30 protein-coding genes and 1 tRNA gene are annotated in these 25,330 nt (G+C 68.5%); 19 read left to right on the top strand and 12 right to left on the bottom strand.

Annotated features, from left to right (window positions below; genetic code table 11):
* Window positions 1–112: 112 nt before the first annotated feature.
* From AC5FRZ_RS14895 to AC5FRZ_RS14920, 6 genes are all read left to right on the top strand, one after another.
* Complete coding sequence (locus tag AC5FRZ_RS14895) at window positions 113–1,072, top strand: sugar kinase (RefSeq protein WP_372480160.1); 960 nt, start codon at window positions 113–115, stop codon at window positions 1,070–1,072.
* A gap of 66 nt (window positions 1,073–1,138) precedes the next feature.
* Window positions 1,139–2,434, top strand: a complete 1,296-nt coding sequence (locus AC5FRZ_RS14900; protein ID WP_170092648.1) for an MBL fold metallo-hydrolase — start codon at window positions 1,139–1,141, stop codon at window positions 2,432–2,434.
* Between the two features lie 81 nt (window positions 2,435–2,515).
* Window positions 2,516–3,136, top strand: a complete 621-nt coding sequence (locus tag AC5FRZ_RS14905) for a hypothetical protein (RefSeq protein ID WP_493564976.1) — start codon at window positions 2,516–2,518, stop codon at window positions 3,134–3,136.
* Window positions 3,133–4,434, top strand: coding sequence for a hypothetical protein (locus AC5FRZ_RS14910; RefSeq protein ID WP_493564977.1), 1,302 nt, complete (start codon window positions 3,133–3,135; stop codon window positions 4,432–4,434). Before AC5FRZ_RS14905 ends, AC5FRZ_RS14910 begins: the two co-directional genes overlap by 4 nt.
* Window positions 4,435–4,480: 46 nt before the next feature.
* Window positions 4,481–4,792 (top strand): cupin domain-containing protein, encoded by a 312-nt coding sequence (locus AC5FRZ_RS14915; RefSeq protein ID WP_493564978.1) that lies wholly within the window; start codon window positions 4,481–4,483, stop codon window positions 4,790–4,792.
* A gap of 61 nt (window positions 4,793–4,853) precedes the next feature.
* Window positions 4,854–6,296, top strand: coding sequence for an FAD-dependent oxidoreductase (locus AC5FRZ_RS14920; protein ID WP_493564979.1), 1,443 nt, complete (start codon window positions 4,854–4,856; stop codon window positions 6,294–6,296).
* On the opposite strand, the gene AC5FRZ_RS14925 is transcribed toward AC5FRZ_RS14920, so the two are convergent.
* A complete protein-coding gene (locus tag AC5FRZ_RS14925) occupies window positions 6,290–6,808 on the bottom strand; it encodes a Rieske (2Fe-2S) protein (RefSeq protein ID WP_493564980.1) in 519 nt (172 codons plus the stop codon). The genes AC5FRZ_RS14920 and AC5FRZ_RS14925 overlap by 7 nt on opposite strands.
* Before the next feature lie 88 nt (window positions 6,809–6,896).
* Here AC5FRZ_RS14925 and AC5FRZ_RS14930 point away from each other — a divergent pair, with 88 nt between their 5' ends.
* Entirely contained in the window at window positions 6,897–7,061 is a 165-nt protein-coding gene (locus AC5FRZ_RS14930) for a hypothetical protein (RefSeq protein ID WP_170092654.1), read from the top strand.
* A 77-nt stretch (window positions 7,062–7,138) separates the two neighbouring features.
* On the opposite strand, the gene AC5FRZ_RS14935 is transcribed toward AC5FRZ_RS14930, so the two are convergent.
* The 4 genes from AC5FRZ_RS14935 to AC5FRZ_RS14950 all read right to left on the bottom strand — a co-directional run bounded on the left by AC5FRZ_RS14935 (window position 7,139) and on the right by AC5FRZ_RS14950 (window position 8,612).
* Window positions 7,139–7,516, bottom strand: coding sequence for a metal-dependent transcriptional regulator (locus tag AC5FRZ_RS14935; RefSeq protein ID WP_493564981.1), 378 nt, complete (start codon window positions 7,514–7,516; stop codon window positions 7,139–7,141).
* Between the two features lie 5 nt (window positions 7,517–7,521).
* Complete coding sequence (locus tag AC5FRZ_RS14940; RefSeq protein WP_493564982.1) at window positions 7,522–7,683, bottom strand: hypothetical protein; 162 nt, start codon at window positions 7,681–7,683, stop codon at window positions 7,522–7,524.
* A 128-nt stretch (window positions 7,684–7,811) separates the two neighbouring features.
* Window positions 7,812–8,360 carry a DNA starvation/stationary phase protection protein DpsA gene (dpsA, locus tag AC5FRZ_RS14945; RefSeq protein ID WP_170092656.1) on the bottom strand — a complete coding sequence of 183 codons (549 nt, stop codon included), beginning with the start codon at window positions 8,358–8,360 and terminating at the stop codon, window positions 7,812–7,814.
* 90 nt (window positions 8,361–8,450) lie between these two features.
* Window positions 8,451–8,612 (bottom strand): ribbon-helix-helix protein, CopG family, encoded by a 162-nt coding sequence (locus tag AC5FRZ_RS14950; RefSeq protein ID WP_170092657.1) that lies wholly within the window; start codon window positions 8,610–8,612, stop codon window positions 8,451–8,453.
* A 137-nt stretch (window positions 8,613–8,749) separates the two neighbouring features.
* Here AC5FRZ_RS14950 and AC5FRZ_RS14955 point away from each other — a divergent pair, with 137 nt between their 5' ends.
* Entirely contained in the window at window positions 8,750–9,157 is a 408-nt protein-coding gene (locus AC5FRZ_RS14955) for a hypothetical protein (RefSeq protein ID WP_493564983.1), read from the top strand.
* Between the two features lie 11 nt (window positions 9,158–9,168).
* Here AC5FRZ_RS14955 and AC5FRZ_RS14960 read toward each other — a convergent pair whose 3' ends face one another.
* A complete protein-coding gene (locus tag AC5FRZ_RS14960) occupies window positions 9,169–9,897 on the bottom strand; it encodes an NAD(P)/FAD-dependent oxidoreductase (RefSeq protein ID WP_372480151.1) in 729 nt (242 codons plus the stop codon).
* A 90-nt stretch (window positions 9,898–9,987) separates the two neighbouring features.
* Window positions 9,988–11,205 carry an ABC transporter substrate-binding protein gene (locus AC5FRZ_RS14965; protein WP_493564984.1) on the bottom strand — a complete coding sequence of 406 codons (1,218 nt, stop codon included), beginning with the start codon at window positions 11,203–11,205 and terminating at the stop codon, window positions 9,988–9,990.
* Window positions 11,206–11,306: 101 nt separating this feature from the next.
* Here AC5FRZ_RS14965 and AC5FRZ_RS14970 point away from each other — a divergent pair, with 101 nt between their 5' ends.
* Window positions 11,307–12,416 carry a FecCD family ABC transporter permease gene (locus AC5FRZ_RS14970; protein ID WP_493564985.1) on the top strand — a complete coding sequence of 370 codons (1,110 nt, stop codon included), beginning with the start codon at window positions 11,307–11,309 and terminating at the stop codon, window positions 12,414–12,416.
* The gene (locus AC5FRZ_RS14975; protein ID WP_493564986.1) at window positions 12,416–13,270 is read left to right on the top strand and encodes an ABC transporter ATP-binding protein; all 855 of its coding nucleotides are present in this window, start codon (window positions 12,416–12,418) and stop codon (window positions 13,268–13,270) included. Before AC5FRZ_RS14970 ends, AC5FRZ_RS14975 begins: the two co-directional genes overlap by 1 nt.
* A gap of 15 nt (window positions 13,271–13,285) precedes the next feature.
* Here the strand turns inward: AC5FRZ_RS14975 and AC5FRZ_RS14980 are convergent, their stop codons facing one another.
* Window positions 13,286–14,233 (bottom strand): oxidoreductase, encoded by a 948-nt coding sequence (locus tag AC5FRZ_RS14980; RefSeq protein WP_493564987.1) that lies wholly within the window; start codon window positions 14,231–14,233, stop codon window positions 13,286–13,288.
* Window positions 14,234–14,364: 131 nt separating this feature from the next.
* Here AC5FRZ_RS14980 and AC5FRZ_RS14985 point away from each other — a divergent pair, with 131 nt between their 5' ends.
* On the top strand, window positions 14,365–14,649 hold the full coding sequence (locus AC5FRZ_RS14985; RefSeq protein WP_153554531.1) for a translation initiation factor eIF-1A: 285 nt from the start codon (window positions 14,365–14,367) through the stop codon (window positions 14,647–14,649).
* Between the two features lie 103 nt (window positions 14,650–14,752).
* Here AC5FRZ_RS14985 and AC5FRZ_RS14990 read toward each other — a convergent pair whose 3' ends face one another.
* Window positions 14,753–16,690, bottom strand: a complete 1,938-nt coding sequence (locus AC5FRZ_RS14990; protein WP_493564988.1) for an ABC transporter ATP-binding protein — start codon at window positions 16,688–16,690, stop codon at window positions 14,753–14,755.
* Window positions 16,691–16,806: 116 nt separating this feature from the next.
* Window positions 16,807–17,442: a thiamine phosphate synthase gene (gene thiE / locus AC5FRZ_RS14995; RefSeq protein ID WP_493564989.1), complete on the bottom strand. Its 636-nt coding sequence runs from the start codon at window positions 17,440–17,442 to the stop codon at window positions 16,807–16,809.
* 109 nt (window positions 17,443–17,551) lie between these two features.
* Here thiE and AC5FRZ_RS15000 point away from each other — a divergent pair, with 109 nt between their 5' ends.
* From AC5FRZ_RS15000 to AC5FRZ_RS15010, 3 genes are all read left to right on the top strand, one after another.
* Entirely contained in the window at window positions 17,552–18,493 is a 942-nt protein-coding gene (locus tag AC5FRZ_RS15000; protein ID WP_170092667.1) for an AEC family transporter, read from the top strand.
* A 97-nt stretch (window positions 18,494–18,590) separates the two neighbouring features.
* Window positions 18,591–18,971: a hypothetical protein gene (locus tag AC5FRZ_RS15005; RefSeq protein ID WP_153554537.1), complete on the top strand. Its 381-nt coding sequence runs from the start codon at window positions 18,591–18,593 to the stop codon at window positions 18,969–18,971.
* Between the two features lie 75 nt (window positions 18,972–19,046).
* On the top strand, window positions 19,047–20,189 hold the full coding sequence (locus AC5FRZ_RS15010) for a site-2 protease family protein (RefSeq protein ID WP_208627270.1): 1,143 nt from the start codon (window positions 19,047–19,049) through the stop codon (window positions 20,187–20,189).
* Window positions 20,190–20,210: 21 nt separating this feature from the next.
* Here the strand turns inward: AC5FRZ_RS15010 and AC5FRZ_RS15015 are convergent, their stop codons facing one another.
* On the bottom strand, window positions 20,211–21,545 hold the full coding sequence (locus AC5FRZ_RS15015) for an aryl-sulfate sulfotransferase (RefSeq protein ID WP_493564990.1): 1,335 nt from the start codon (window positions 21,543–21,545) through the stop codon (window positions 20,211–20,213).
* Between the two features lie 83 nt (window positions 21,546–21,628).
* Here AC5FRZ_RS15015 and AC5FRZ_RS15020 point away from each other — a divergent pair, with 83 nt between their 5' ends.
* From AC5FRZ_RS15020 to AC5FRZ_RS15030, 3 genes are all read left to right on the top strand, one after another.
* A complete protein-coding gene (locus AC5FRZ_RS15020) occupies window positions 21,629–22,465 on the top strand; it encodes a ZIP family metal transporter (RefSeq protein ID WP_153554540.1) in 837 nt (278 codons plus the stop codon).
* Window positions 22,466–22,573: 108 nt separating this feature from the next.
* Complete coding sequence (locus AC5FRZ_RS15025) at window positions 22,574–22,747, top strand: DUF5786 family protein (protein ID WP_012807936.1); 174 nt, start codon at window positions 22,574–22,576, stop codon at window positions 22,745–22,747.
* Between the two features lie 134 nt (window positions 22,748–22,881).
* On the top strand, window positions 22,882–23,829 hold the full coding sequence (locus AC5FRZ_RS15030) for a decarboxylating 6-phosphogluconate dehydrogenase (RefSeq protein WP_493565091.1): 948 nt from the start codon (window positions 22,882–22,884) through the stop codon (window positions 23,827–23,829).
* 39 nt (window positions 23,830–23,868) lie between these two features.
* On the opposite strand, the gene AC5FRZ_RS15035 is transcribed toward AC5FRZ_RS15030, so the two are convergent.
* On the bottom strand, window positions 23,869–24,333 hold the full coding sequence (locus AC5FRZ_RS15035) for a type IV pilin N-terminal domain-containing protein (protein ID WP_170092671.1): 465 nt from the start codon (window positions 24,331–24,333) through the stop codon (window positions 23,869–23,871).
* Between the two features lie 123 nt (window positions 24,334–24,456).
* Between AC5FRZ_RS15035 and AC5FRZ_RS15040 the strand changes: the two genes are divergently transcribed.
* Window positions 24,457–25,038 carry a 2Fe-2S iron-sulfur cluster-binding protein gene (locus AC5FRZ_RS15040; protein ID WP_153554543.1) on the top strand — a complete coding sequence of 194 codons (582 nt, stop codon included), beginning with the start codon at window positions 24,457–24,459 and terminating at the stop codon, window positions 25,036–25,038.
* Between the two features lie 64 nt (window positions 25,039–25,102).
* Window positions 25,103–25,175 (top strand) — tRNA-Arg (locus AC5FRZ_RS15045).
* Window positions 25,176–25,330 lie beyond the last annotated feature (155 nt).

A 25,330-nucleotide genomic window follows, 5' to 3' on the forward strand; every position in this document is an offset into this window, starting at 1 on the left:
GGGCACGTCCCTCGCCGCGTCGCGGACCGCCGGCAGACGCCGCTGCGATCGATCGAAATCGCGCGCCGTGACGCCCGTGGCAACTAAACCCCCGGCCGTCGATGGCTTGGCCATGAGTCGACTCGTCACGTTCGGAGAGACCGCGTTGCGACTGAGCCCGCCGGACCACGAGCGCCTGGAGACGGCGACAGACGTATCGCTGCACGCGGACGGTACCGAGAGTTCCGCCGCCGTCGCGGCCACGCGACTCGGTGCGCCGGCCGTCTGGCTGTCGAAGCTCCCCGACACGGTGCTCGGTCGGCGCGTCGTCGCCGAACTGGAACAGCAGGGCGACGGGCTCCAGACGCAGGTGGTCTGGGACGAGGACGGCCGGCAGGGACTGCAGTTCGTCGAACGGGGGAGCCCACCCAGAGACGACGTGACCGTCCAGGACCGGGGCGACACCGCGCTGGCTACGGTGTCGACCGAAGACGTGCGGATGGCGATGGTCCAGAACGCCGACGTGTTCTTCGTCAGCGGTTCGACGCCCGCGCTCTCGCCGACGGCCCGGCGGACCACGGAGGCACTCTATCGGGCCTGCGAAGGGACCTGCGTGTTCGATCTGGACTACCGGTCCGGCCTCTGGTCGCTTGCGGACGCCCGCGAGGCGCTCCTCTCCCTGCAAGACGCGATCGACGTACTCGTCGCGGACGAAGAGGACGCACAGGCGGTGTTCGACCGCTCTGGCAAGGCCCGGCAGCTGGCCCACTCGCTCGCCGCCGAGGGCGACTTCGAGCAGGTCGTGATCACCCGCAGCGGGCGCGGTGCGGTCGCCTGGGACGACAACGTCGTCCACGAACAGGACGCCATCGAGACCGACGTAATCGACGCCAGCGGCACGCACGCCGGCTTCCTCGGCGGCTACCTCCACCAGTTGTACGAGGACGCCCCGACGGAGCAGGCGCTGGCCTACGGGACCGCCGCCGCCGCGCTGACCCGGACCGTCCCCGGCCCGCTGCCGACGATCTCGGCGAGCGAGGTCGAGGCCCTCGTCGAGACCGAGCAGGATCGCACCGGCGAGCGGAGTATCTGAGTGGGTCCGCGGGGTCGGGTGCGCGGATCGATGGAGGGAAAGCGCCAGCGGCGTGAGGATTGATCGATGCAGGTCGAGTTTCTGGGCGGAGCCGGCGAGATCGGTCGCAGTGCCGTGTTGATCGACGACTCGCTGTTGCTGGACTACGGCATGGCCAGCGAGTCGCCCCCGCAGTACCCCGTCGGCGACGTGGACCCGGACGCCGTCGTCGTCTCGCACGGCCACCTCGACCACGTCGGCGCGGTGCCGGCGCTGCTCTCGGGGACCGAACAGCCCCCCGTCCACTGGACGCCACCGACCCGAGAGCTCGCGCTGACGCTGGCCGAAGACACGCTCAAGCTACACGGCGGGAGCCCGCGGTGTCCCTTCACCGAGAACGACGTGCGCCGGATCGGCGAGGTCTCTGCGACCCACGGCTACCGCGAGCCGTTCGAGGCGGCCGGTTACGAGGTGACGTTCTACGACGCCGGCCACATCCCGGGGAGCGCGCACGTCCTCGTGGAAGATGGTGAGACGCGCCTCCTCTATACCGGGGACTTCCACACGGACGAGCGTCGAGGCGGCGACGCCGCCTCGGGCCGCGCGAACGGGCGCGAAGCGCCCGTGAGCGGACAGCGCCTCGTCCCGGCGACGACCGACCGCCCCGACGCCGACGCCGTGATCTGTGAGTCCACGTACTCGGACGTGAGCCACGAGGATCGGGGCGACGTGGAAGCGTCCTTCGTCGAGACGCTGCGCACGACCGTCTGGCAGGGCGGGACCGTCGTCGTCCCTGCCTTCGCCATCGGCCGCACACAGGAGATCATGCTCGTCTGTGCGGCCCACGACATCGACTGCTACGTCGACGGGATGGGCCAGCGGGTCATCGAGCAGTTGCGCCACCACCCCGCGTTCCTCCGGGACGCCGACGCCTTCCGCGGCGCGGTCTCGAACGCCCGCTTCGTCGACGGCCGGGACGGCCAGCGCCGACGGATCGCCGACCAGAACGCCGTCGTCGTCACCACGAGCGGGATGCTCTCGGGCGGGCCGGCGATGACCTACGTCCCGGCGATCGCCGACCAGCCGGTCAACACGATCGCCATGACCGGCTACCAGGTCGAGGGGACGCCGGGCAGGGACCTCCTCGAAACCGGCAGCGCCGAGATCGACGGCCGCGTGATGCCCGTCAGCGCGCAGGTCGAGGCGTACGACTTCTCTGCCCACGCCGACCGCGAGGGGCTCCTGTCGTTCCTCGACGCGTACCGAGACAGCCGGCTGCTGATCAACCACGGGGACCGCTGTGAGTCGTTCGCCCGAGAGCTGCGAGCCGAGGGCCACGACGCCAGTGCGCCGACGCTGGGCGAGACGGTGACGCTGTCCTGACAGCGCCGGTGAGGCGACGGCCAGCGCAGTCCGGAGTGGGCGTCCCCAAGACGTTTGTGAGGTGTGGTCGGAGGAGAGAACATGGTCGAGCCCTCCCGCCGCGAGTGTCTCGCGGCGATCGCAGGCGGTACTGTCGCGGCGCTCGCTGGCTGCCAGTGGAACGCGGAGACGAGCGACGAACAGCCCGGCGACGGCCGAGAGCGAGTGACGGAGTACGAGGTGGCGTCGGTCCGCAATCCGGACGGGAAAGCGCTGTTCACCGAAGGCGAGACGCTCCCGACGCCGAGAGAGACTGACGATCGGCCGCCGGTGTACAGGCACACCTATCTCACCAGCGGCGACGATCTCGACGACGTGACGTTCGCGGAGACGAGCGAGGCACGCACGCTGGCGTCGTTCGCCGAGGCGACGGCGCTGGACGGCGAGGAGTCGGTGTACCTCTTCACGACGGCGATTCGAGCGTGCTCCGAGGTTCGTCTCCAGTGGGTCGAAGTCGACGCCAGCGGGCCGTCGGCGCAGTTCTGCCGGACGCTGCGACCCGCCGACGTGGAGTGTCGGGCCACGGCCTACGAGACGACGGGGTTCGCGATCAGGTTCCCGTTTGCCGGCGATCGATTCTCCGGTCACGGCGCGGGCACGAGCAGCAGTTGCGGCCGGCCACCGCGTCCGGAGCCGTTCGATCCCACGGAGGGAGCGCCATGACCCGGCTCAGTCGCCGTCGGTTCCTGACGGCGATCGGGGTCGGAACAAGCGCGCTGGCGGGCTGCTCGGCGCTCCCGTCGAACGGGGACGACGAACCGGAGATCGACGACGACGCGATCGCGCGGGCGATTCGAGAACGCGAAGCGCCGTCGGTGCCGGCCACGAATCCGCTGTCCGTCCCGAGCAGTGCGATCGAGCACCACCGGACAGCGGCGCGTGAGACCCTGGAGCGCGTACCGCCGGAGCTGTCCGTGCCCAACGGCGCGATAACCGAGAAGCTGCGCGAGCAGCGAGCGCGAGTCGCGACGGAGCTGGATTCGTCGGCCGAGGGAGCGCCCCGAGAGCGCCTGGCGACGTGGCGCGACCGTCGTGGGGACGCCGTCAACGTCCGGCGAGCGTACGAAGCGGCGAGCGGCGACGCCGACCGCGGGGCGTATCGCGATCGGTACGACGAGGTCCGAGCCGAGCGTGCGGCCGTCGAAGCGAGTCTCGACTATCGAGCCCCGGATCCCGTCGCTGCGACGGTCGGGTTCGGGACCGTCGAGTCGCTGCTCGACACGGCACGCGAGCGGCTCGGCCCGCGCTCGCCGTTCGCCGAACCGCCACAGGCCGCCGTCTTCGCCGTCGGCGACCGCTGGGAGGCCGTCGAGACGGCCGGGGTCGAGACCGCCGACGCGCGTCGGCTACGAGACGCCTTCGTCGACGCCACGGACGGCACCGCCTGGCGGTCCCACCTGGCGGCGGCGAGCGAGCGCCTCGACTACTCCGTTCGGGCGACCCGAGATCGAGTCGCGGAGTACGTCGACGCCGAAGCGTCGGTGCTGGACGCCGACGCCGCCACAGAGCCGCCGACCCGGCATCTGTTTCGGCAGGCGTCCGACGCCGTCGACTGGCGCACGGAGCACGCGGCTCAGGCCCGCGATCGCCACGACTACGCGACGGCCGTGATCGAGTCGGGGCGCGGGCTAGTGGCAGCAGAGGCGCTGGACCGGGTCGTCACGGAGATCGAGAGCGGCGACTACCGGACGGCGGTGACCGAGGAGACGGTGCAGTCGGCCCACGCGTCGGCCGTGAGTGCCGTCGAGGACGCCGTCGCCGCGACGCCACAGCCGCTTGCCGTCGCGCTGGCGACGCCCGCCATCGAGGTGCTCTCTGGCGTCCGGCAGCGGCTCGACCGGTCGCCGTCCAGAGTCGCGCCCGAGCGGCTGCAGCCGAGACTGGACAGCGTCGTCCGGTACGCTCGTGTCGTACCCGACGCGACGGCGTTCGTCGCGGAGCGACTCGCAGTCGAGGGGTGACCGACGGGACGAAACGAATTTCCGGCGGCCGGGTCGACGGGCGGACATGCGACAGGCCCACCTCGACTTCGAGCAGTACTTCTCGATCGCGATGGAGACCGAGGAGGCCCAGGCCGCCGAGATGACCGTCGAGCCGGGCCGAACCGTCGGTGGCCCGGAGAACGTCCACGCCGACAGCGACCAGTGGTGCTACGTCGTCGCGGGCACGGGCGTCGCGACCGTCGACGGCGCGGACGATCGGATCGAGCCCGGCGACCTGCTCCTGATCGAGGCCGGCGAGGCCCACGCGATCGAGAACGACGGCGACGAGCCGCTGCGGACGGTCACCTTCTACACCCCGCCCCGATCCGATCGGTGAGTCCACAGGAGTTGCTCGACCGCACCCCGGTGCTAAGGCGGTGGCCGTCGAACCTCGAACCATGCCAGATCCGTTCGTCGCGATCGGTGGCGACGCAGCCGGCCTAAGCGCCGCCAGCAAGTGCAAGCGCGAACAGCCAGAGCGGGACGTGATCGTCTTCGAGAAGGGGTCGTGGGTGTCCTATTCGCACTGCGGGATGCCCTACTTCGTGAAAGGCGAGGTCGAACGGCTGGACGAGCTGCTGTCGCTGTCGCCCGCGGAGATCCGGGAGCGCGGGATCGACCTCCGACGAGGGCACGAGGTCGTGGCGATCGACAGCGACGAACGCGTCCTCACCGTCGAGACGAGCGCGGGCGACCGTCTCGAACAGCCCTACGGCGACCTCCTGATCGGGACCGGCGCGCGTGCGGTCACGACGCCGATCGAGGGGAGCGGTCTCGACGGCGTCCACACGATGCACGGGCTGGACTCGGCCGCGGCCGTCCGTGCGCACCTGCTCGATCCGGCGGTCGACGCCGTCGCCGACGTGGGCGGCGAGGAGTTCGTCGACCGGGAACCGGTCGAGCGCTACGCCGCGTTCGAGCCCCCCGAGACCGTGGCGATCGTCGGCGGGGGCTACGTCGGCATCGAGATGGCAGAGGCGTTCAGCGCCCACGGGCTGGACGTTCACCTCTTCCAGCGTGGCGAGCACGTCCTCCCGCCCTTCGGCGAAGCGGTCGCCGAGGTCGTCGAGGCAGAACTCGCCGCCGAGGGCGTCACGCTCCACCTCGGCGAGGAGGTCCAGCGCCTCGACGGCGACGACGGCCGAGTCGAGCGCCTCGTCTGTGCCGGCGGCGCGTCGCTGGCGATCGATCTGGCGCTCGTGGGCATCGGGATCCGCCCCAACACGGACCTCCTCGCCGACACGCTGATCGAGACCGGGGTCGCCGACGCCGTCGCGGTCGACGACTACGGCCGGACGAACGTCGGCGGCGTCTACGCGGCGGGCGACTGTGCGACGATGCGCCACGCGGTCACCGGCGAGCACGACTGGGTGCCGCTGGGCCTGACTGCGAACCGGGCGGGGCGATCGATCGGTGCGACCGTCGCAGGCGACCCGACGCCGGTGGGCGACATCGCGGGGACCGCCGTCGTCAAAGCCTTCGAGCAGGAGTGTGGCCGGACCGGTCTCGTCGATCCCGAAGCGGCCAGCGACGCCGGCTTCGATCCGGTCAGCGAGACGATCACCGCCGGCTCGCGGTCGGGCTACTATCCCGGCGGGGCCGAGACGACGGTGACGCTGGTCGCCGACCGGGACAGCGGCCGGCTGCTGGGCGGGACCATCGTCGGCACCGACCGCGCGGCGATCCGGATCGACGTCGTCGCGGTGGCGCTGGAACAGGACGCGACCGTGGGAGAACTGGAGCGGTCCGACCTGGCCTACGCGCCGCCGTTCTCGCCCGTCTGGGACCCCGTCCTGACGGCCGCGAAGGTGCTCAGTTCGTCGGTCGAAGAGCGCTACTGACCGAGCACGCGGGCCGACTCGAACCGGTCGTCGGTCAGGTAGACCGCGTCGTCGTCGACCGCGACGGCGACCGCGTCGAGCGCGTCGCCGGCACAGGGACCGTGCGTACACGTCCCCTCGCCGCCGGAGAACTGCGCACCGTGTTTGTGACAGACGAGATCGTCGCCGCGGACGATCGCGCCGGTCCCCGGATCGAGCGGGACCTCCGGTCGGTGGGGACAGGAGTTGCGCCAGGCGACGACCGCGTCGTCGATCCGCCGCAGGATGCAGTCGACGCCGTGGGACGGGCCGCGGGCCTCGAACCGAATGGTCGAGTCCGACGGGACCGCGTCGAGGTCGACGATCCGTCTGGGGTCGTCTCCGACCACCGGGCCGTCGTCGTCCGACGCGCTCTCACCGAGGTCGAACCGGACGGTCGCGTCGCCGGCCGAGAGCGCGCACTCGCCGTCCGAGAACAGCGCCGTCTCGGTCTCGCCGTCGTGTTCGACCGTCACACGGAACCGGTCACTCATCGCCCACACTCGATTCGGCTAGCCTAAAAGATTGCCGATCGGCGGGAGCGTCGTAACGGTGTAGTGTCGTCGGGTCGAGTGACTACGTATGGACTCCGAAGACGTCGCCGTCGACGTGGAAGTCGAGGTAGAACTGGACACGGCCGAACTCGAAGCCGAGATCGAGGACGCGACCGAGTACGAGGCGACTCTCGAAGGCGACGGCATCGAGATCGAACTGGAGGCAGCAGTCGAGTTCACCGGCGAGGACTGATCGGCGAGGCGAGACCGTCGCTCGCACCGTCTGCGTCGGGCTGACAAACGGTAATTGCGGCAGCACTCGCCGCCGTGTCACTGGGCCGGGACGCTCTCGTCGCCGTCCAGCAGGAGGTCGTCGAGTCGGTCGGCGACGATGGGACTGACCGTGTCGACGACCTCGCGGGCCTCTCGTTCCGGAGCGTCCAGTTCGAGCACCTCCTCGAAGAACGCCGACAGCGTCCGGTAGGTGTCGTACAGCTCGGTCGCCCGCTCGCGCCCGCGATCGGTCAGCGTGACGCCCTCGTACGGTTCGTAGTCGACGAGTCCGTCGTCTGCGAGGCGCTGGAGCATCTCCGTGGTTGCCGACGGAGAGCGACCCATCGTCCGTGCCACGGTGCCCGGCTCGACCGGCGGTCCGTCGGTCCGTTCTCGATCGTAGACGACGACCAGGTACTGAGCGACGCGCTTCATCGGGCTCAGCGGCGCACGTCGACGACGAGGTCCGTCGCGATCCACCCCTCCGTGTTGTCCGACTCGATGAAGGTGCGCGTCCCGGGGCAGGTCTCGCACACGTCGATCGACGGGCGATCTGTCGCCGGCTCGCCCGCGCGGTCGTCGGGCGCAGTCGTCGTTGCCATACCCGTATTTTAGGCACACCTAAAATTAAAGCTTCGGGTGATCGCGGCCGCCGGCAGACGAGAGTCCCGTCGCTGTTCGACGTTTGTTTAGTCGCGCCTAAAAGTGTGGGGTGTCGATCGCCGAACGCTTACTGCATCGCGCTCTCGGTGACGAGCGTGTCGTCTTCGAGGTAGTGTTCGATGTGGTGGACCGCGTCCTCCAGCTCGACCAGCTGCTCGCGGAGCATCTGTGCGCTGGCGTGGTCGCCGAGTCCCTCGGTGAGCTCGATGTGGCTCCGAGCGGACTCGATGATCTCGCCGTACACCTCTACGTCGTTGGCCAGCGAGGTTCGGATGTCGTACACGTCCTCGTCCTCGGGCTCGACGGTCGCCTCGGATTCGAGCGTCGCGGCGCTCGCGTGCGGGACACCGCCCAGCGCCTGGACGCGCTCTGCGAGTTCGTCGGCGGCCTCCTCGGCCTCTTCTGCGGCCTCGCCGAGGAACAGGTGGAGATCGCGGAACTCGGCACCCTCGACGTTCCAGTGGTGCTTTCGGAGCTGGTGGTACAGCACGTAGACGTTCGCCAGGTCGGCGTTGAGCGCGTCGACGATCTGCTCGACTTTCTCCTGTTCGAGTCGGAGTGCTTCGCTGGCTTCGACGGTACCGGCCTGCTTCAGGGTCGACTGTTTCTGACTCATACTCAGTGGTTCGTCCCCGACCCACTTCAAACTTTTCAAAATTTTTATATTTTTTCGCACCGCCTAAACCGGGCGACGCGTCCGGCGGCGTCACTCCCCGTCGCGCTCTTTGAGCCACTCGTCCAGGAGGTCGCGGATCGCCGCCTCGCGGTTGTCGCGGTGCTCGGCGAAGGCCTTCTCGTCGATCGCGTCGAGCAGCTCCTCGTCCAGTTCGAGCTCCACGGCTTCCAGATCCAGGTACGCCTCGTCCATCGGGTGGGAGCGACGAACCCCGCAGATAAATAGCCTCGTCAGACGACCGTCTGGCGTTCGTGTGACGCCCACCACGCGGCGAGATCGGGTCCTCGACGGGCGGAACGGTTTCGGCACCGGAGTACGTACGGTAACATATGTCACACAGTGTCGACCGCTCCGAGCTGACAGACACCGAACGGGCGGCCTTGCACCGGCTGCAGCTGGGTGTCGAACACGTCCACCGAGGGTACGGGTCGCTGCTGGCCTGTCACCACAGCATCGGCCACGGGATGGACCACTTCGAGGCCGCCCGCGAACTGCTCTCTGAGGCGGGCCACGAGGCGTACGCCGAGGCGTTGCGAGAGGACATCCTCCCGGCGGGACTCGTCGACGACCGGTGGACCTACGAACTCGTCGACGCGGCCCGGACGGGGTTCGTCGACGACGTAGCGACGCTCGAAGCGGCGATTCGGGCGGACCTCGCCGACGGCGAACGACACGTCAGCGAGCGACGGCTACAGCGCCGCTGGCGCAGGCGAGCCGAGGGCAGAGACAGAGAGTAGCGACGACGGCGTCACTCGGTGAGGCTCGGGTGCGTCTCCGGCGGCTCCGGGTGGGGCTCGGCGAGCGTCTCGCGTAGTCGCTCCCGAGCCCGTTCTTCCCGCCGACGGCGTTCGTCGGCGTCGATCTCCTCACATCCCGGCGGCAGGTCGCGACCGCGGTCGGTGAAGTAGCCTTCGGGGGCGACCCAGTCGTGGTAGAACGGCGCGTCGTCGTCGGTCAGCAGCGTCACGGCCACCTCGGCCCCGTGGCCGGCACAGACGACGGCCTGGTGGGGTTTCTCGGCCAGCCGACCGGCCGCGTAGAGGCCCTCGACGCCGGTGCGTCCGTGCTCGTCCGTGTCGACGAAGGTCTTGCCCCGGTCGAGCAGACCGACGCCGTCGATCTCGCTCAGGTAGCTCGTCTCGTTTTTCGTCGCCGCGATCACGTAGTCGCTCGTGTACCGCTCTCCGGCGTCGGTCTCGACGGTGAAGCCGTCCGACGAGTGGGTGACGGTCTCGACGGTCGCCAGCCGCCGCTGGGCTCCCGCCCGCTGGACCTGTTCGCCCAGCAGATCGAGGAACTGGCGGGCGTCGATCCCGGCGGGGAAGCCGGGGACGTTCTCCAAGTGGGCGTTACGCCGGAGGATCGAGCCGCCAGCGTCGAGCACGAGCGTCTCGAAGTCGGCGCGAGCGGTGAAGACGCCGGCCGACAGGCCAGCGACGCCGCCGCCGACGATCAGTACGTCGTAGTGTTCGGGCATGTGTCAGGGTCGTGTTCGGAGTGAGTATAGCAGCGTCGAATCGTTCGGTCGGCTGTGGAACGTCTCGGTCGAGCACCGCCGGTCGACACGTCAGCGCGTGACGATCTCGGCGACTCGCTGGCGGTCGAAGAGCCGTGCGCCCTCGGGGATCTCCGGGTAGTGATCGCCGTCGGTGTAGGCCGGCCACTCGCCGAAGATCTCGGGGTAGAGCTGTTTGGCACCCATCTCCAGCTGGAAGAGATTCATGATCGGCCCCTGGTAGCGCATCCCCGCCGGGTAGACGCGATCGTTCTCGACCGCCGAGAGCTGGCTGCCGGAGGCGCTGTCTTCGAGTCGCGTGCGCGTGTCGGTGATGCTGTAGTCGGGCGTCATCCCCCAGAGGTGGAGGAACACGTCCGGATCGGCTTCCAGCATCGTCTCGTAGTCGACCGTCCCCCAGAGGCCGCCCCAGTCCTGATCGGCGAAGGCGTCGGTCGCACCGAGCGGGCGTGTGTCGGCCAGCCAGTAGCCGGGCTCGTTGAGGTGGTACGTCCAGAAAGTCTCGCCGTCGCCCGAGAGGGTCGCACGCACCGCGGTCGGCCGGTCCTCGACGGGCGGGAGCTGTGACTGGATCCGTTCGACGAGATCGGCGTGGACGGCGGCCAGCGCCTCGTAGCGTTCGCGCTCTCGAAACACGTCGGCGACCGCGCCGAACAGCTCCCAGAGGTCGTAGTACTGGTAGTCGTCGTACCCTTCGGGCGGCTGGCCGTGGGTCCCGCTGTAGAAGTTCCCGAACCACGGACCCAGCTGGGTCGCGACCTCCTCGATGTCGTCTGTGTCCCAGTTGTCCTGTGTCGTGACCCACGCCGGATCGGTCAGGTGGACGTCGGCGTCGTGGGTGTACAGCCGTTCTTTCGAGAAGCCGTCGGCGAGCGGGTCCGACAGCCGCTCCCAATCGAGCGAGACGCCGTCGAGGTGATGGTAGTAGTGGTTCATCGTCGTCCCGGACATCTCGGGGACGTAGACGCTCTGGACCGCGTCGCCGTGACCCAGCGCGACGGCCATATCGAGGTACTGCGGGTAGACGGTAAACACCGTCTCGGGGACGGCGTCGAACGACACCGTACCGGCCGGCGACAGCGTCGCGGTGTGACCGGCGTCGGTCGTCGTCTCCGTCCGAGTCCGAGGCTGGGCCGTGTCGTCGGAGGTCGATCCGTCGCTGCCGTCTGGTTCCGTCGCGTCGCTGCCCGCACAGCCCGCGAGGGCCGTCCCGGCGGCGATCGAACTCGCGACGAACCGTCGACGTGTCGAGGAGTGGTCGTCTGCCATTGCTTTTCGGCTTGCCTAAAACGGTAAATGCCTTGCGATTTTTAGGTGTGCCGAATAAACCGGAACTGATACAAGTGATGTTAGGGACACCTAAAACATACATGGCCGGGACCCACCCAACCGACACGCCCACCGAGGCGGGCCACCAGCGCAGTTGGCTCACCGGCCGTCTCGCGGCCTTCTGTCTCGCCAGCGCGGCGATCACAGTGTTCGCGGGACTGCTACAGGTGAGCTTCGGCTCGTACTCGATGACGATCGCGGCGGCCTGGCGCTCCGTGTTCGACCCCTCGATCGTCTTCGACCCCGCCGTCTGGAACGCCCTCCTGCTGGGCGGAGAGTTGCCCGAGATGTCCAACGAATCGCTGATCGTCTGGAACATTCGCCTCCCGCGAGTGCTCGTCGCCGTCGTCACCGGCGCGACGCTCGGCGTCTCGGGTGCCATCTTCCAGGCGGTGACCCGCAACGAACTCGCCAGCCCCTACATCCTGGGCGTCAGCTCCGGTGCGGGGCTGGCCGTCCTGCTGACGCTGGTCGTGTTCAGCGGCCTCGCGCCGTTCCTGCCGCTGATCGCGGCGGCCGGCGGGACCGTCGCGTTCGCGCTCGTCTACGCGATCGCCTGGAAGGGCGGGACCAGTCCGGTCCGGCTGGTGCTTGCCGGCGTCATCGTCGGCACCGTCTTCCAGTCGCTCCAGACCGGCCTGTTCTTCTTCGCGGACGACCTCGGGGTCGTCCAGTCGGCGATCGCCTGGACGACCGGCTCGCTGACCGGCACCGACTGGGAGCAGGTGCGGCTGTCGATCGTTCCGGCGACGTTCGCGATCGTGCTCGCGCTGGCCGGCGCGCGACAGCTCAACGTCCTCCTGCTCGGCGAACGCACCGCTCAGTCGCTCGGCATGCGAGTCGAGCGGGTGCGCTTCCTGCTGTCCGGCGTCGCGATTCTCGCGGCCAGTACGGCCATCGCCGTCGCCGGCATCGTCGGCTTCGTCGGGCTGATCGTCCCCCACATCGTGCGCAACGTCGTCGGGGGCGACTACCGCCGGCTGATGATCGGTTGCCTGTTCGCCGGACCCGCGCTGATGGTCGTCGCCGACGTGGGCGCACGCCTCGCGCTGAGTCCGGTACAGGTCCCGGTCGGCGTGGTGACGGGACTGATCGGTGGCCCGTACTTCCTGTACCTGATGCGCAAACAGCAACAGATGGGTGAGATCTGATGGCGGAACTGGACGACCAGCCCGGAACGGTCCGGGAGTGGGCTACCGACGCCGACGGGGTGCCGATCGAGAGTGCGATCGTCGCCGAGGACCTCGACTTGCGCTATCCGACCAGCGAGGAAACCGTCGTCGACTGTGCCCGTCTCGACGTGCCGGAAGGCGAGGTGACGGCACTGGTCGGCCCCAACGGGAGCGGGAAGTCGACGCTGCTGAAGGCGCTGGCGAACCACCTCGAACCCGAGGCCGGGACGGTCCGACTCCACGGCGAGGACATCCAGACGTTCCAGCAGTCTCAGCTGGCGCGGGAACTGGGCGTGCTCTCCCAGGAGAACGAGTCGCCCGATTCGATCACCGTCGAAGACCTGGCCTACCACGGTCGCTACCCTCACCGAGGCTTTTTCGACGCCGTCGGCCCGGAGGATCGCCAGGCCGTCGAGCAAGCCCTGGAGCAGGCGGGCGTCGAACACCTGCGAGACACCGAACTGGGGCAGCTCTCGGGCGGCCAGAAACAGCTGGCCTGGATCGCGATGGTGCTGGCCCAGCAGACCGACGTGCTCTTGCTCGACGAGCCGACGACGTTCCTCGACCTGCACCACCAGTTTCGGGTGCTGGAGACGGTCCGACAGCTCAACGAGCGCGAGGACGTGACCGTCGCCGTCGTCCTCCACGACATCGCGCAGGCCGCCCGCTTCGCCGACAACCTCGTCGCGATGCGAGACGGCCAGCTGTACGACTGGGGGCCGCCCCGCGAGGTCGTCACCGAGCAGCTCCTCGCCGACGTGTTCGGCGTCGAGGCCCGCATCCAGCACGAACCGGAGTTGCAGATCCTTCCCCAGCGGGCTCTCTCGGAGTGACTCCGCCGGACAGAATTACCCTGTCGTCACCGCCACCTTGAAGTCGTACTCGACGCCGGTCAGGTCCTCGGAGACGTGCCAGAGTTTGCTCGCGGTCGCCGTGTTGTACGAACGGGCGCTCGAATCCTGCACCGCGGGCGCACCGCGCATGTGCAGCAGTCCACCGGGGCCGACGTACTCGCCGCCGGAGATCTCGTCGTGGGTCGCCGCGTACAGCATCGGGAGTGCGCCCTGGGCCGCCGACTGGGCGACGAGAGCGTTGGCGGCCTGTGCGATCGCAGCGCCGATCGCCCCCGCCCCCGCCTCGCCGGCCCGTCGCTGGAGGTCGCTGTCGGCGTAGCCGGGGTGACAGACCACGCTCGTCACGTCGATCCCCGCCTCGTCGGCCCGTCGGTCGAGTTCGTAGCCAAAGAGGACGTTCGCGAGCTTGCTCTGTGAGTAGGCCGACCATCGACCGTACGATCGCTCGCCCTGGAGGTCCTCGAAGTCGATCTCGCCGTTCTGGTGGGCACCGCTGGACTGGGTGACGACGCGCGCGCCGTCGGTCGCGGCGAGCGTATCCAGCAGGTGACCGGTCAGCGCGAAGTGACCCAGGTGGTTGATCCCGAGTTGCCGTTCGAAGCCGTCGGCGGTCTCGCCGCGGGGCAGCGCCATCACGCCCGCGTTGTTACAGAGCACGTGTAGCTCGTCGTATGCAGACGTAAACGCCTCGGCGAAGTCGGCGACGGCGTCGAGATCGGCGAGGTCACACGCCATCACGTCGAGGTCGGCGTTGGCGACGCTGCGGTCGATCTCGCGTGCCGCGCGCTCGCCGCGCTCGGTCGACCGACAGGCCATGACGACGGTCGCGCCCCGCCGGGCGAAGGCCTTCGTGGCCTCGTAGCCGATCCCGCTGTTCGCGCCCGTGACGACGACCGTTCGGTCGTCCAACGACGGCATGTCGCGTGCTGTCCAGTCAGTCATCACTCGCTCTAGCGGGTCGCCACACAGAAAGGTGGTACCAAACGGCGGGAGAAGAGCGACCGCACACAGTCCGTGTGACACGCTACCTTGTCTCGCCGAATAGTTATCTGTCTCGGGCTCGTCTTTACGTTGTGAGCGAGAATTCCGGGCGTCGAAACCTTCGAATGCCCAACGACGACGAGCTGTTCGCCGTAGTGACAGAGCACAACGGCGGCAATCACGTACGCGTGCAGTGCGAAGACGGCAAGGAGCGCATGGGTCGGATCCCCGGCCGAATGAAGTTCCGGACGTGGATCGAGACGGACGACGTGGTCCTCGTGGAACCGTGGGACTGGCAGGACGAGAAGGCCAACATCGAGTGGCGCTACACCAGCCAGGACGCCGACCAGCTGCGCGACGAAGGCCACATTCAGTGATCTAGCCGCCCGGTCGGGCGTGCAAAGGCGATATTTCTGCACTGCAAACGACGGGTAGCGACGCGAGCGGTGGCACAAGATGTGGTCACAGACGAGACGACGATTACTCCGAGCCAGTCTGTGCGCCCCACAGCTCCGCGTAGCGCCCGCCCTGCTGGCGAAGCGTGTCGTGGTCGCCGCGTTCGACGACCGCGCCGTCTTCCAGCACCAGGATCGTGTCCGCACCGATCACCGTCGAGAGGCGGTGGGCGACGACGAAGGTGGTTCGGTCTTCGGTCAGCGCGTCGAGACTCTCCTGGATGCGCTGTTCGGTGTCGGTGTCCACGTCGCTGGTGGCCTCGTCGAGGATGAGGATCTCGGGGTCTTGCAGGACGACGCGGGCGATGGCGATACGCTGGCGCTGACCACCCGAGAGCTTGACGCCGCGTTCGCCGACGCGGGTGTCGTAGCCGTCGGGGAGGCGCTGGATGAACTCGTGGGCCTCGGCGGCTTTGGCGGCCTCGCGGACGGCCTCGTCGGGCTCGTCGAAGCGGCCATAGCGGATGTTCTCGCCGATGGTGCCGTCGAAGAGGAACGCGTCCTGCGAGACGTAGCCGACGTGCTGGCGCAGGCTCGCGAGTTCGAGGTCCCTGATGTCGGTGCCGTCGACCGCGACGCGGCCCTCGTCGACGTCGTACAGCCGCAAGAGCAGCCGACAGAGCGTCGACTTGCCAGCGCCGGTCGAGCCGACGAAGGCGACGGTCTCGCCGGGGTCGGCCTCGAAGGAGACGTGCTCGATCACGTAGTCCTCGTCTGTCTCGTCACCGTCGAGGGCCGCGAACCCGCCGTCGGTCTCGGTCTCGTCCTCGGGGACGGCGGGGCCGTGGTCGTCGGTCAACAACTCCGGATAGGAGAAACACACGTCCTCGTAGGTGACCCGACCCTCGGGGTCGCCGAGACGCGTTGCGTCCTCGCGGTCGGTGATCCGCACCGGGATGTCGGCCAGGCCGAACACGCGGGCCGCAGAGACCTTCGCGTTCTGGATCTGGTCGACGATGTTCGAGACCTCCGCCAGCGGCGCGACGAACCGCTGGGTCATGAACACGAAGGTGACGAAGACCCCGACGCTCAACTCGCCGGTGAGCGGCCCCGGGGCGTCGAAGATGATCCAGTAGCCGCCGACGAGGAAAGTCGCGGCGAAGGAGAAGCCGGCCAACAGTTCCATCCCCGGCCGGTAGAAGTACGAGAGCTTCAGCACGTCCATCGTCGTCTCGAAGACGCCGTGTGAGGCGTCACGCACGCGGTCGACCTCGTAGTCCTCGCTGCCGGTCACCTTCGCGAGGATGACGCCAGTGATCCCGTTCTCGATGTGGGTGTTGAAGTCGGCCATCGCGGACTGGCGTGCCTCGTAGCGGGGTTCGATCACCCGCATGAACCAGACCGTGAAGCCGCCGATCAGCGGGATCGCCACGAGGGTCACCAGCGCGAGTTGCCAGTTGAGCGCGAAGAGGATCGCGGCGATGCCCAGCACCATCACGATCAGGCGCACTCCGTTCATCAGCGCGTTGTCGAGGAACAGTTCGAGGTTCTGGGAGTCGTTGCTCAGAATCGACATCACCTCGCCGGTCTGCTTGTCGTCGAAGAAGGCGGCGTCGAGTCGGAGCATCTTCTCGAAGCTATCGGAGCGGACGGAGTGCATCACGCCGTGGGCGAAGAAGTTCGCCGAGACGCCGTAGATCCAGGTGAAAAGGGCCGTCGCGAGGAAGGAGCCGGCGATCAGCGCCACCGAGAGCCAGAACTGTGCGACCTCTCCAGGGGGAATCCAGGCCTGTGGCAGGAACAACAGCGAGTACTCGCTGGTCTCCTCGCGGAACAGCGCGTCGATGGCGGTCCCGAGGACGACCGGCGGCGACAGCGAGGCCATCTGGGCCAGCAGGTTCGCGACCAGCCCGAGCACGAGCCAGCGCGTTCGCGACGTACCGTAGTCTGCGAACAACCGCATCAGCGGCCGGTCGATCCGCGTCCGGTAGCGATCGAACGGCGTCTGATCGTCGGTAGACATGTTCGACTGACTATCCAGTCAGGGGTAAAATGGCGTCGGAACGATGCCGTCGCCCCATTGTGACCGTCCGTCGCGAACCTCGTCACCGCTGGCGAGTCGCGTCACGAAGCGAGGCGTCACTCCCGCGCGTCGTCGACAGTCTCGGCCAGCCGTCGGGTCGCCGCCGCGGGGTCGTCGGCGGCGGTGATCGCCGTGATGACCGCGACGCCGTCGGCACCCGCCTCGACCACCGGAGCGGCGTTGTCGGGCGTGATGCCGCCGATGCCGACGACCGGGATCGAGACGGCGTCCGCGATGGCCGCGATCCGCTCGGGGCCGATGGCGTGCTCGTCGTCGTCGATGTCGTCCTTGCTCCCCGTCGCGTACACCGCGCCGACGCCCAGGTAGTCCGCACCGGCGGCCTCGGCGGCGACGGCGTCCTCGACGAACGAGACCGAGCGCCCGAGCACGGCGTCCTCGCCCAGCAGCTCCCGAGCCACCGAGAGCGGGAGGTCGTCGTCGCCGAGGTGGACGCCGTCGGCGTCGATCGCCCGGGCCAGATCGATCCGGTCGTTGACGATCAGCGGGACGCCGGCCGCGCGAGTCTGTTCGCGAACTCGACGGCCGACGGCGAGACGCTCGCGCGCAGCGAGGTCCTTCTCTCGGAGCTGGACGACATCGACGCCGCCGTCGATCGCCGCCGCGACGATCTCGGGGGTCGACCGCTCTGCGGAGTGGCTGGCCTGCGTGACGAGGTAGACGCCGTAGTCCATGTGGGTGGCGTCGCCCTCGGGGGAGTCACCACTTTCGTTTGTCCCCGAGAGGAGCGACGGCGGCGGCCGAAGATAAAGAGTCAAACGTGGCAATCGGCTGGGGCTCGATATGGACTCGCTGTGGGCACTCGGGGCCAGCGTCGACCTCGATTTGCTGGGGCGGTTCGCCTACATGCTGGCGCTGGTGGCCGCCGGCTTCGGCGCTCGCCGCCTCGGCGTGCTCACCGACGTTCGCAACGAGCGACTCGGACAAGTCGCCTTCTACGTCCTGTTGCCCGCGCTCGTCTTCACTTCGACCTACGACAAGCGACTGGGCGAGCTGCTCTCGGTCGCGCTCGTGGCTGGACTGGTCGTCGTCATCGGGACGCTGGTCGCCCTCTCGCTGGTGAGCAACCGCGGTGGCGACGACGACGTTCGCAGCGTGGCCGTGATCCAGTCGTACCACGGCAACTTCGGGTACTTCGGCGTGCCCGTCGTGGCGGCGACGCTGGGCTCGACCGCCGCGGCGACCGCGAGCATCATCCTCGGACTGGGGGCACTAATCCAGATCCCGCTGACGATCCTCGTCCTCGTCCGGATCAACGAGACCGAGGCCGACTTCCTGGGCGAACTCCGGAATCTCGTGACGAACCCAATCTTGCTGACACTCGGCGTCGGCCTCGCCTTCGCGACGCTGCGGCTGGACCTCCCGACGGCCGCGGGGACCGGGCTCGACTGGCTGTCGACGCTCGCGCTCCCGGTCGCGCTGCTCGCGGTCGGGGGCTCGCTCGACCCGCGAGGCCACGAGATTCCGCTGACCCGGACCGCAACGGTGGTCGGGCTGAAGGTGCTGGTGATGCCACTGGTCGCGTGGCTCGTGTTCTCCGGGTTCGGAGCCGACGCGCTGACGCGCAACGCCGCGCTCGTCATGTTCGGCTCACCCACCGCCGTCTCCACGTACGTCTACGCCACCGAACTCGGCGGTGACTCGGCGTTTGCCTCCGTCAACGTCTTCGCGACGACAGTCGCCTCGATCGTCTCGCTGTTCTTCCTGTTGCTGGTGATCGCGTAGCTGCCGGCGGGAGCCAGACGGAAGCACCGCGGACGGATCAGACACCGCGCACCCACCGGCCCGAAGGTATGTATGTCGTGGGCGAGGACCTTCGCACATGGTACTTTCCGGCCTCGTCGGATCGGTGGTAACGTTCCTCGTCAGCCTGCTGATCGGCGGGCTGGGCATCTACGTCGGTGCGAGAGTGATGACCGGCGACGGCGACTTCGAGCAGGCGGTGTGGACGGCGCTGTTTGCCGCACTCGGCGTCGGCGTCGTCTCGCTGCTGGTCGGCTGGATCCCGCTGCTGGGCGGGCTCCTGGCGACGGTGCTCGGCTTCTTCGTCTACCTGGGCATCATCAACTGGCGCTACCCCGGCGGGTGGATCGACGCGGCCGGCATCGCGCTGATCGCGTGGCTCGCGTCGGTCCTCGTGTTGACCCTCGTCAGCCCGTTGCTGCCCGGCGGCGTCGGCGCGCTCGGCGTCGCGGGCGTCTGATCGCGCGACGAGCGGAGCGGCCAGACCCGTTGTCGCGACCCCGACACGTATCACTGCGGAGCGATAGCTACCGGTATGCGCTCGTTCAAAGTCGCACAGGTGTGGGGGATTCCGATCAAGATCCACATCTCGTTGCTCGTCGTGTTGCCGCTGTTCGCGTGGCTGCTGGGCAGCGGCCAGCAGATCGAACTGTACGCCGGCCTCATCGAGGGGCTGACGGGTGCGCCACTCGACACCGACGCGCTCACCGTCGACGGCGCGATCCCCTGGATCATCGGCTCGGCCGCCGCCGTCGGCCTGTTCGTCAGCGTCGCCTTGCACGAGTTGGGCCACGCCTGGGCCGCGCTGCGCTACGATCTGGAAGTCGAATCGATCACGCTGTGGATCCTGGGCGGTCTCGCCAGCCTCAGTGCGATCCCCCGCGAGTGGAACAAGGAGTTCTGGATCGCCGTCGCGGGACCGGCCACCAGCATCCTCACCGGACTTGCCTGTTACGGCGCGCTGTTCGTGATCCCGGCCTCCCAGCCCGTGGTCGTCTTCGTGGTCGGCTGGCTCGCGGTGACCAACGTCGTGCTCGCGGTGTTCAACATGGTCCCGGCGTTCCCGATGGACGGCGGTCGGGTCCTGCGGGCACTGCTGGCCAGGAACCGCAGCTACGCCGGGGCCACCAGGACGGCTGCGACCGTCGGGAAGCTGTTCGCGATCCTCTTCGGGGCGGCGGGCCTGCTCGGCGGGTTCAATCCGATGCTCGTGTTGCTGGCGCTGTTCATCTACGGAGCCGCGAGCAGCGAGTCTCGAACCGTCGCACTGGGTGACCTGCTGGAGGGGCTGACTGTCACCGACATGGCGGCCGCGCCCGACGCCACCATCGAGGCCGACGCCACGGTCTCGGAGCTGGTGACTCGCATGTTCGCCGACCGCCGCACCGAGTTCGCGGTCGTCGAAGACGGGAACGTGGTCGGGATCATCAGCGGCGACGACTTCCGGGCGGTCGCGCCCGAGGAACGAGAGACGACGACCGTCGCCGACCTGATGGCGACGGACCTGCCGACCTTCGACGGCTCGATGCCGGCCTTCGACGCGCTCGTGGCACTCGATCAGGCACGGGCCAGCGAGGCGTTCGTCTCGACGCCGGACGGGACCCGCGTCGTCTCGCGGACGGACTTCGCGGCCGCGATGGAGATGCGGAAGGTGCTCGGCCGGGGCGAACCGCTGTAAGGCGTCGGACCCCCGACGGCGTCACGGCGCACGCCAGCGGTCGATCCCGCCACCGACGACCAGTACGAGTCCGACCAGCGAGAACCCGAGGTGGGCCTCGCCGAACCAGAAGGGCGTCGACGGGACGGCCGCGCGCAACACCGTCATCCCCAGCGAGAGGACGGGCACGTCGCCCCCCGGCGTTTCCGGCGTCGCCGTCGAGGGGTCGTCGTCCGTCTCTCCCACAGTCTCTCCGGCGGAGTAGCGCTGCCCGCCGACCCGCTCGCCTTCGGGTAGCCGTTCGGCCTCGTAGGGGATGCGGGGCGTCTTCGTGCTCCAGACGACGGTGCCGTTCCGGTCGATCTCGAAGATGCGGGTGTTGAGCGTGTCCGTCACCAGCGTGTTTCCGTTGGCCAGACGGTCGGCGTCTCGGGGCCAGTCCAGCTGGATGCCACCCGCCCGTTCCAGGGTCCAGGCGGGCTCCCACTCGCCGCTGTCGGTCCGGTGGAGTTCGACGACGCGGTCGTTGTCGCTGTCGGCGACCAGCACCGCCCCGTCGCCGAGCCACTGGGGGTTGTGCTGGTGGTTCAACACGTCCGGATCGCCACACCGAACGTCGCCCTCGGCGTCGGGAACGAGCTGTTCGCCCCGGACGAGACAGCTGTCGTCGCTGCCGCCACGGTCGGCGTTGATCACCTCGACGGCACCAGCGCCGCGCTCGACGACGACGAGCTGGTTGGCGTTGCGCACCGAGACGAGGTAGTGGCTCTCGTTGATCACGTCCACGTCGTTGATGTGGAGCCAGTCGCGACGGGTCGGGTCCTCGGGGGCGGTGTACAGCTCGCTGGCTCGCCACTCCCAGGTCACCTCGCCGCCACGGACGGCCACGAGGCGCTCGGCGTCCATGTCGGTCATGAGGTACTCGCCCGAGGGGAGCCGTTCCACGTCGTGGACCTCGCTGTTGCCCTCGCTACGGACCGGGAAGGCGTGCTCCGAGACGACGCGCGGGCCGCCGTCGGCGTCGGGGTCGACGATCCGAAAGCCGGTCTTCGTACAGGGCGTCTCGTAGGGGCCACAGCCGGCCTCGTAGCCAGAGTGCATGAACCCGGCCATCACCGACCCGTTCGGGAGCATGGTCACGTCGAAGTAGCTGTCGGCGCTGTCCTCGCGCCAGGCGGTCGCGTCGCTGTCGACCAGGTAGACGCTCCCGTAGTCGTGCCAGCCGGTACCACCGCCCTGCGAGCCGACGAGGGTCTGTCGCCCGTCGCCGTCGGTCACGCTCCGGTCGGGCGCGGTCACGGCACCGACGGCGAGTGTGCCGACGATCACCAGCACGCCGAGGCCGACGAGCGCGAGTCCGCGAGCCCTGCGGTCCATTGGGTCGGCCTGCGCCGAGCGCGAGCAAAAGCGTTCCGCCACGGATCCGACAACAGTTAAATCCTCCCGGGAGTGGGTGCGGTATGCTACAGACGATACCGGAGCTGTTCGTCCGAGTCGTGGGGACCGATCCGGTGGTCCAGGGACTGGTCGGCGGGATCGTCATCGCCACGATGAACCTCTTCGGAGCGTCGCTGGTGCTGGTGTGGCGCGATCCGTCGGAACGGGCCTTGGACGGCGCGCTTGGCTTTGCCGCGGGCGTCATGCTGGCAGCGGCGTTCACGAGCCTCATCATCCCCGGCATCGAGCAGTACTCCGGCGGGGACCCGCTCCCGACGCTGGCCGGCGTCGTCCTCGGGGCCCTCTTTCTCGATCAGGCAGACCGGTTCGTGCCCCACGCACACTACCTCCTGACCGGCAGCCGGCGAACCGACGCCGCGGACCCCGGCGATCGACTGCCGGGCGTCGACGAGCGACTCGGCGCGGTCGTCCTGTTCGTGCTGGCGATCACGCTGCACAACATGCCAGAGGGGCTGGCCGTCGGCGTGGGCTTTGGCTCGGGCAACGTCGAAGAGGCGATCCCGCTGATGATCGCGATCGGGATCCAGAACGTGCCGGAGGGGCTGGCCGTCTCCGTGGCCGCGATCAACGCCGGGCTGGATCGTCGCGCCTACGCCGTCTTCGCCGGGATCCGGTCGGGCGTGGTCGAGATCCCGCTGGCGGTGCTCGGAGCGGTCGCGGTCAGCGTCGTCGCACCGCTGCTGCCCTACGCGATGGGCTTTGCTGCGGGGGCGATGCTGTTCGTCATCAGCGACGAGATCGTCCCCGAGACGCACACCAGGGGGTACGAACGCGTCGCGACGCTGGGGACGATGGCCGGCGTCGTCGTGATGCTGTACCTCGATATCGCACTGGGATAGTCGGGCGGCATCGTACCGAGCACTGACGGCGAGGGCCGCGAGCGTGACGCTCTGCCGTACCGCGGGCGAGCCACGGTGCTTTTGTAGCTGACTGGTGTGGGTCTAGACATGGGATTTGGTAGCTACGACGAGTCCGAACAGAAGGATCAGGACAACGACATCGACGAGGACGAGGCCGTCAACGTCCACAACAACGACCACGACGGCGACGTCAGCTTCGAGTCCGACGCCGACCAGGACGAGCTGATCGGCCGCCTCGACGAGATGCGCGACGAAGAGTAAAAGACCGCTCTCACACTGTCGGCCGTCAGTCTGGAGCGACCGTCGCTATTCCGGGTGGCGACGAACGCGACACGGCGACAGTAGCCACTTTCGATGGGCCGTCTGCCGGCGAGTTCGAGGAACCGAAAACCACAATCCATACCACACAGCCCCCGAGAGCTACCGGTATGGAACTCGGCGTTATCGGACTCGGGCGGATGGGACGGATCGTCGTCGACAGGACACTCGCGGCCGGCCACGACGTGGTCGCGTTCGACATCTCCGAGGAGGCCGTCGCCGACGCCGCCGAGGCGGGTGCGACGCCGGCCGACTCGATCCCGGACGTGGTCGAGCAACTCGACGCGGAGAAGCGCATCTGGCTGATGGTCCCGGCCGGCGACCCGATCGACGCCGCGCTGGAGGAACTCGACGGACTGGTCGACGCCGACGACGTGATCGTCGACGGCGGCAACTCGAACTTCCACGACACGCTCCGGCGCGCCGAGCGCACCGACGCCGCCTACGTCGACTGTGGCACCTCCGGCGGCCCCGCGAGCGCCGAAGAGGGTTTCTCGCTGATGGTCGGCGGCCCGGAGTGGGCCTACGAGGCACTGGTGCCCGTCTTCGACGCGGTCGCGACCGGACCGGCGGGCCACGACCGCATGGGTCCGACCGGCAGCGGCCACTACGTGAAGATGGTCCACAACGGCGTCGAGTACGCCCTGATGCAGGCCTACGGCGAAGGGTTCGAGCTGCTCGCGGAGGGGCGCTTCGACCTCGATCTCGAATCGGTCGCGCGTACGTGGAACAACGGCGCAGTCATCCGCTCGTGGCTGCTGGAGCTGTGTGAGGAGGCGTTCCGCGAGGAAGGCACCGACCTCGGAGACGTGGCCGACCGCGTCGAGGGCGGCTCGACGGGCACCTGGACCGTCCAGGAGGCCCTCGAACAGGAGGTGCCGACGCCGCTGATCTACCAGGCGCTGGCAGAGCGATTCTCGTCGCGCTCGACCGACGGCGACGATCCCGGCCGCTTCGCCCGGCGGCTGGCCAACCGGCTCCGCTACGGATTCGGTCGGCACGACGTGCCCCGCCGCGAGGAGTGAAGCCGGGGACAGTGCGGTCGTGTACCGAGAGGCGGTGGGCTACGAGGCCGTGACCGTTACCTCGTGAATCTCGTGGGCGGCGAGCGTCGAAGACGTGTCCGGTCCCTCGTAAACGACCCTGATGCGGTCGCCCGGCTGGGTGTCGACGGTGATCGAGTCCCCGTCGATCACCTCGCCGTCGTCACCGCTGGCGGCACCACCGCCGTCGGCCCAACCGACGCTCTGCCCCGCGACGACGACCCTGAGCTGGCTCGCCGGGATCGAATCTCCCGCCTCGTGACGGATGGTCGTCGTCGTTGTCGAGTCGTCGTAGTCGAACTCGAACGAGGCCGCCGGTGCCGTCTGGGCAGTGTCGCCCCCGACGCCGAGGACGAACGAGGCCAGCACCGCCGCGAGGACGACCAACACCACGAGCAACACGGCCAAGAGGACGACGCCGACGGCCAGCCCGACCAGTATCTTCCCACCGGTTCCGAGTTCGTTCCAGGACTCGCGTACTCCCATACGGTTGCTCCCGAGAGTTCCTATTTTAATTTTTCCACATGGCAGGCGGGTGGCGTCACAGACGGGAGCCCCGCCCTCAGCCAAAACAACAGCTAAATAAGCCAGTGCTCCAAAGCTTCGCGCATGGTAGAACCAGTGAGTGTCGCCGCTGGGGCCGTGCTCACCATCGTCGTCGTCGCGGTCCACTACAGCTCGGGCACGGGCTGGGAACCGAACGAGGATATCTCCCAGAACGTGATCGAGAAACGAGCGGCGACGGTGCCGGAGACGGAGTTCCCCGAGCCGTACAACCGCTCGATCGGCGGTGGCGGCAGCGCGGCGGCGATCCCGGCGGGCGAAGAGGGCGCAGAGCTCGAAGAGGGCCAAGAGGAGGCAGACGACGGATTCGACCCCGACGAGATCGCCGACGACGAGGTCGAGTACTACGAGATCGAGTTCGCCAAGGAAGGCGAGACGATCGAGGTCGCGAACAACGAGACCATCCTCGACGCTGGCGAAGACGAAGGCTGGGACATGCCCTACGCCTGCCGACAGGGCCAGTGTGTCTCCTGTGCCGGCCAGATCACCGACGGTGCCGCCAGCGACTACATCCGCCACAGCCAAAACGAGTCGCTGTTCGACGACGACATGGAAGAGGGCTACTGCCTGACCTGCGTCGCCTACCCGACCGACGAGTTCACCATCGAGACCGGCGAGCAGCCCTGACCGAGCCGGAGCTGTTCTCCGCGACCGATCGATTCAAACCGATTCGAGAGCAACGGTTTTGCGAGGGCGGCTAGTTCAGTGGACAGAACGCCTGGTTCCGGACCAGATGGTCGGGGGTTCGAATCCCCCGCCGCCCGTACAGCGAACGCAGTGAGCGAACCGGCAGCGCGGGATTCGAAGCACGGAACGAACGAGCGAACGCGAGTGCGTTCAGGCGGTTCGAATCCCCCGCCGCCCGCTATTCTGTGAGGAGTGACACGTCGAACGAATAGCTGACCGAAGGCGGTTCGTC

The organism is Halomicrobium sp. HArcht1-1 (genome assembly GCF_058933285.1).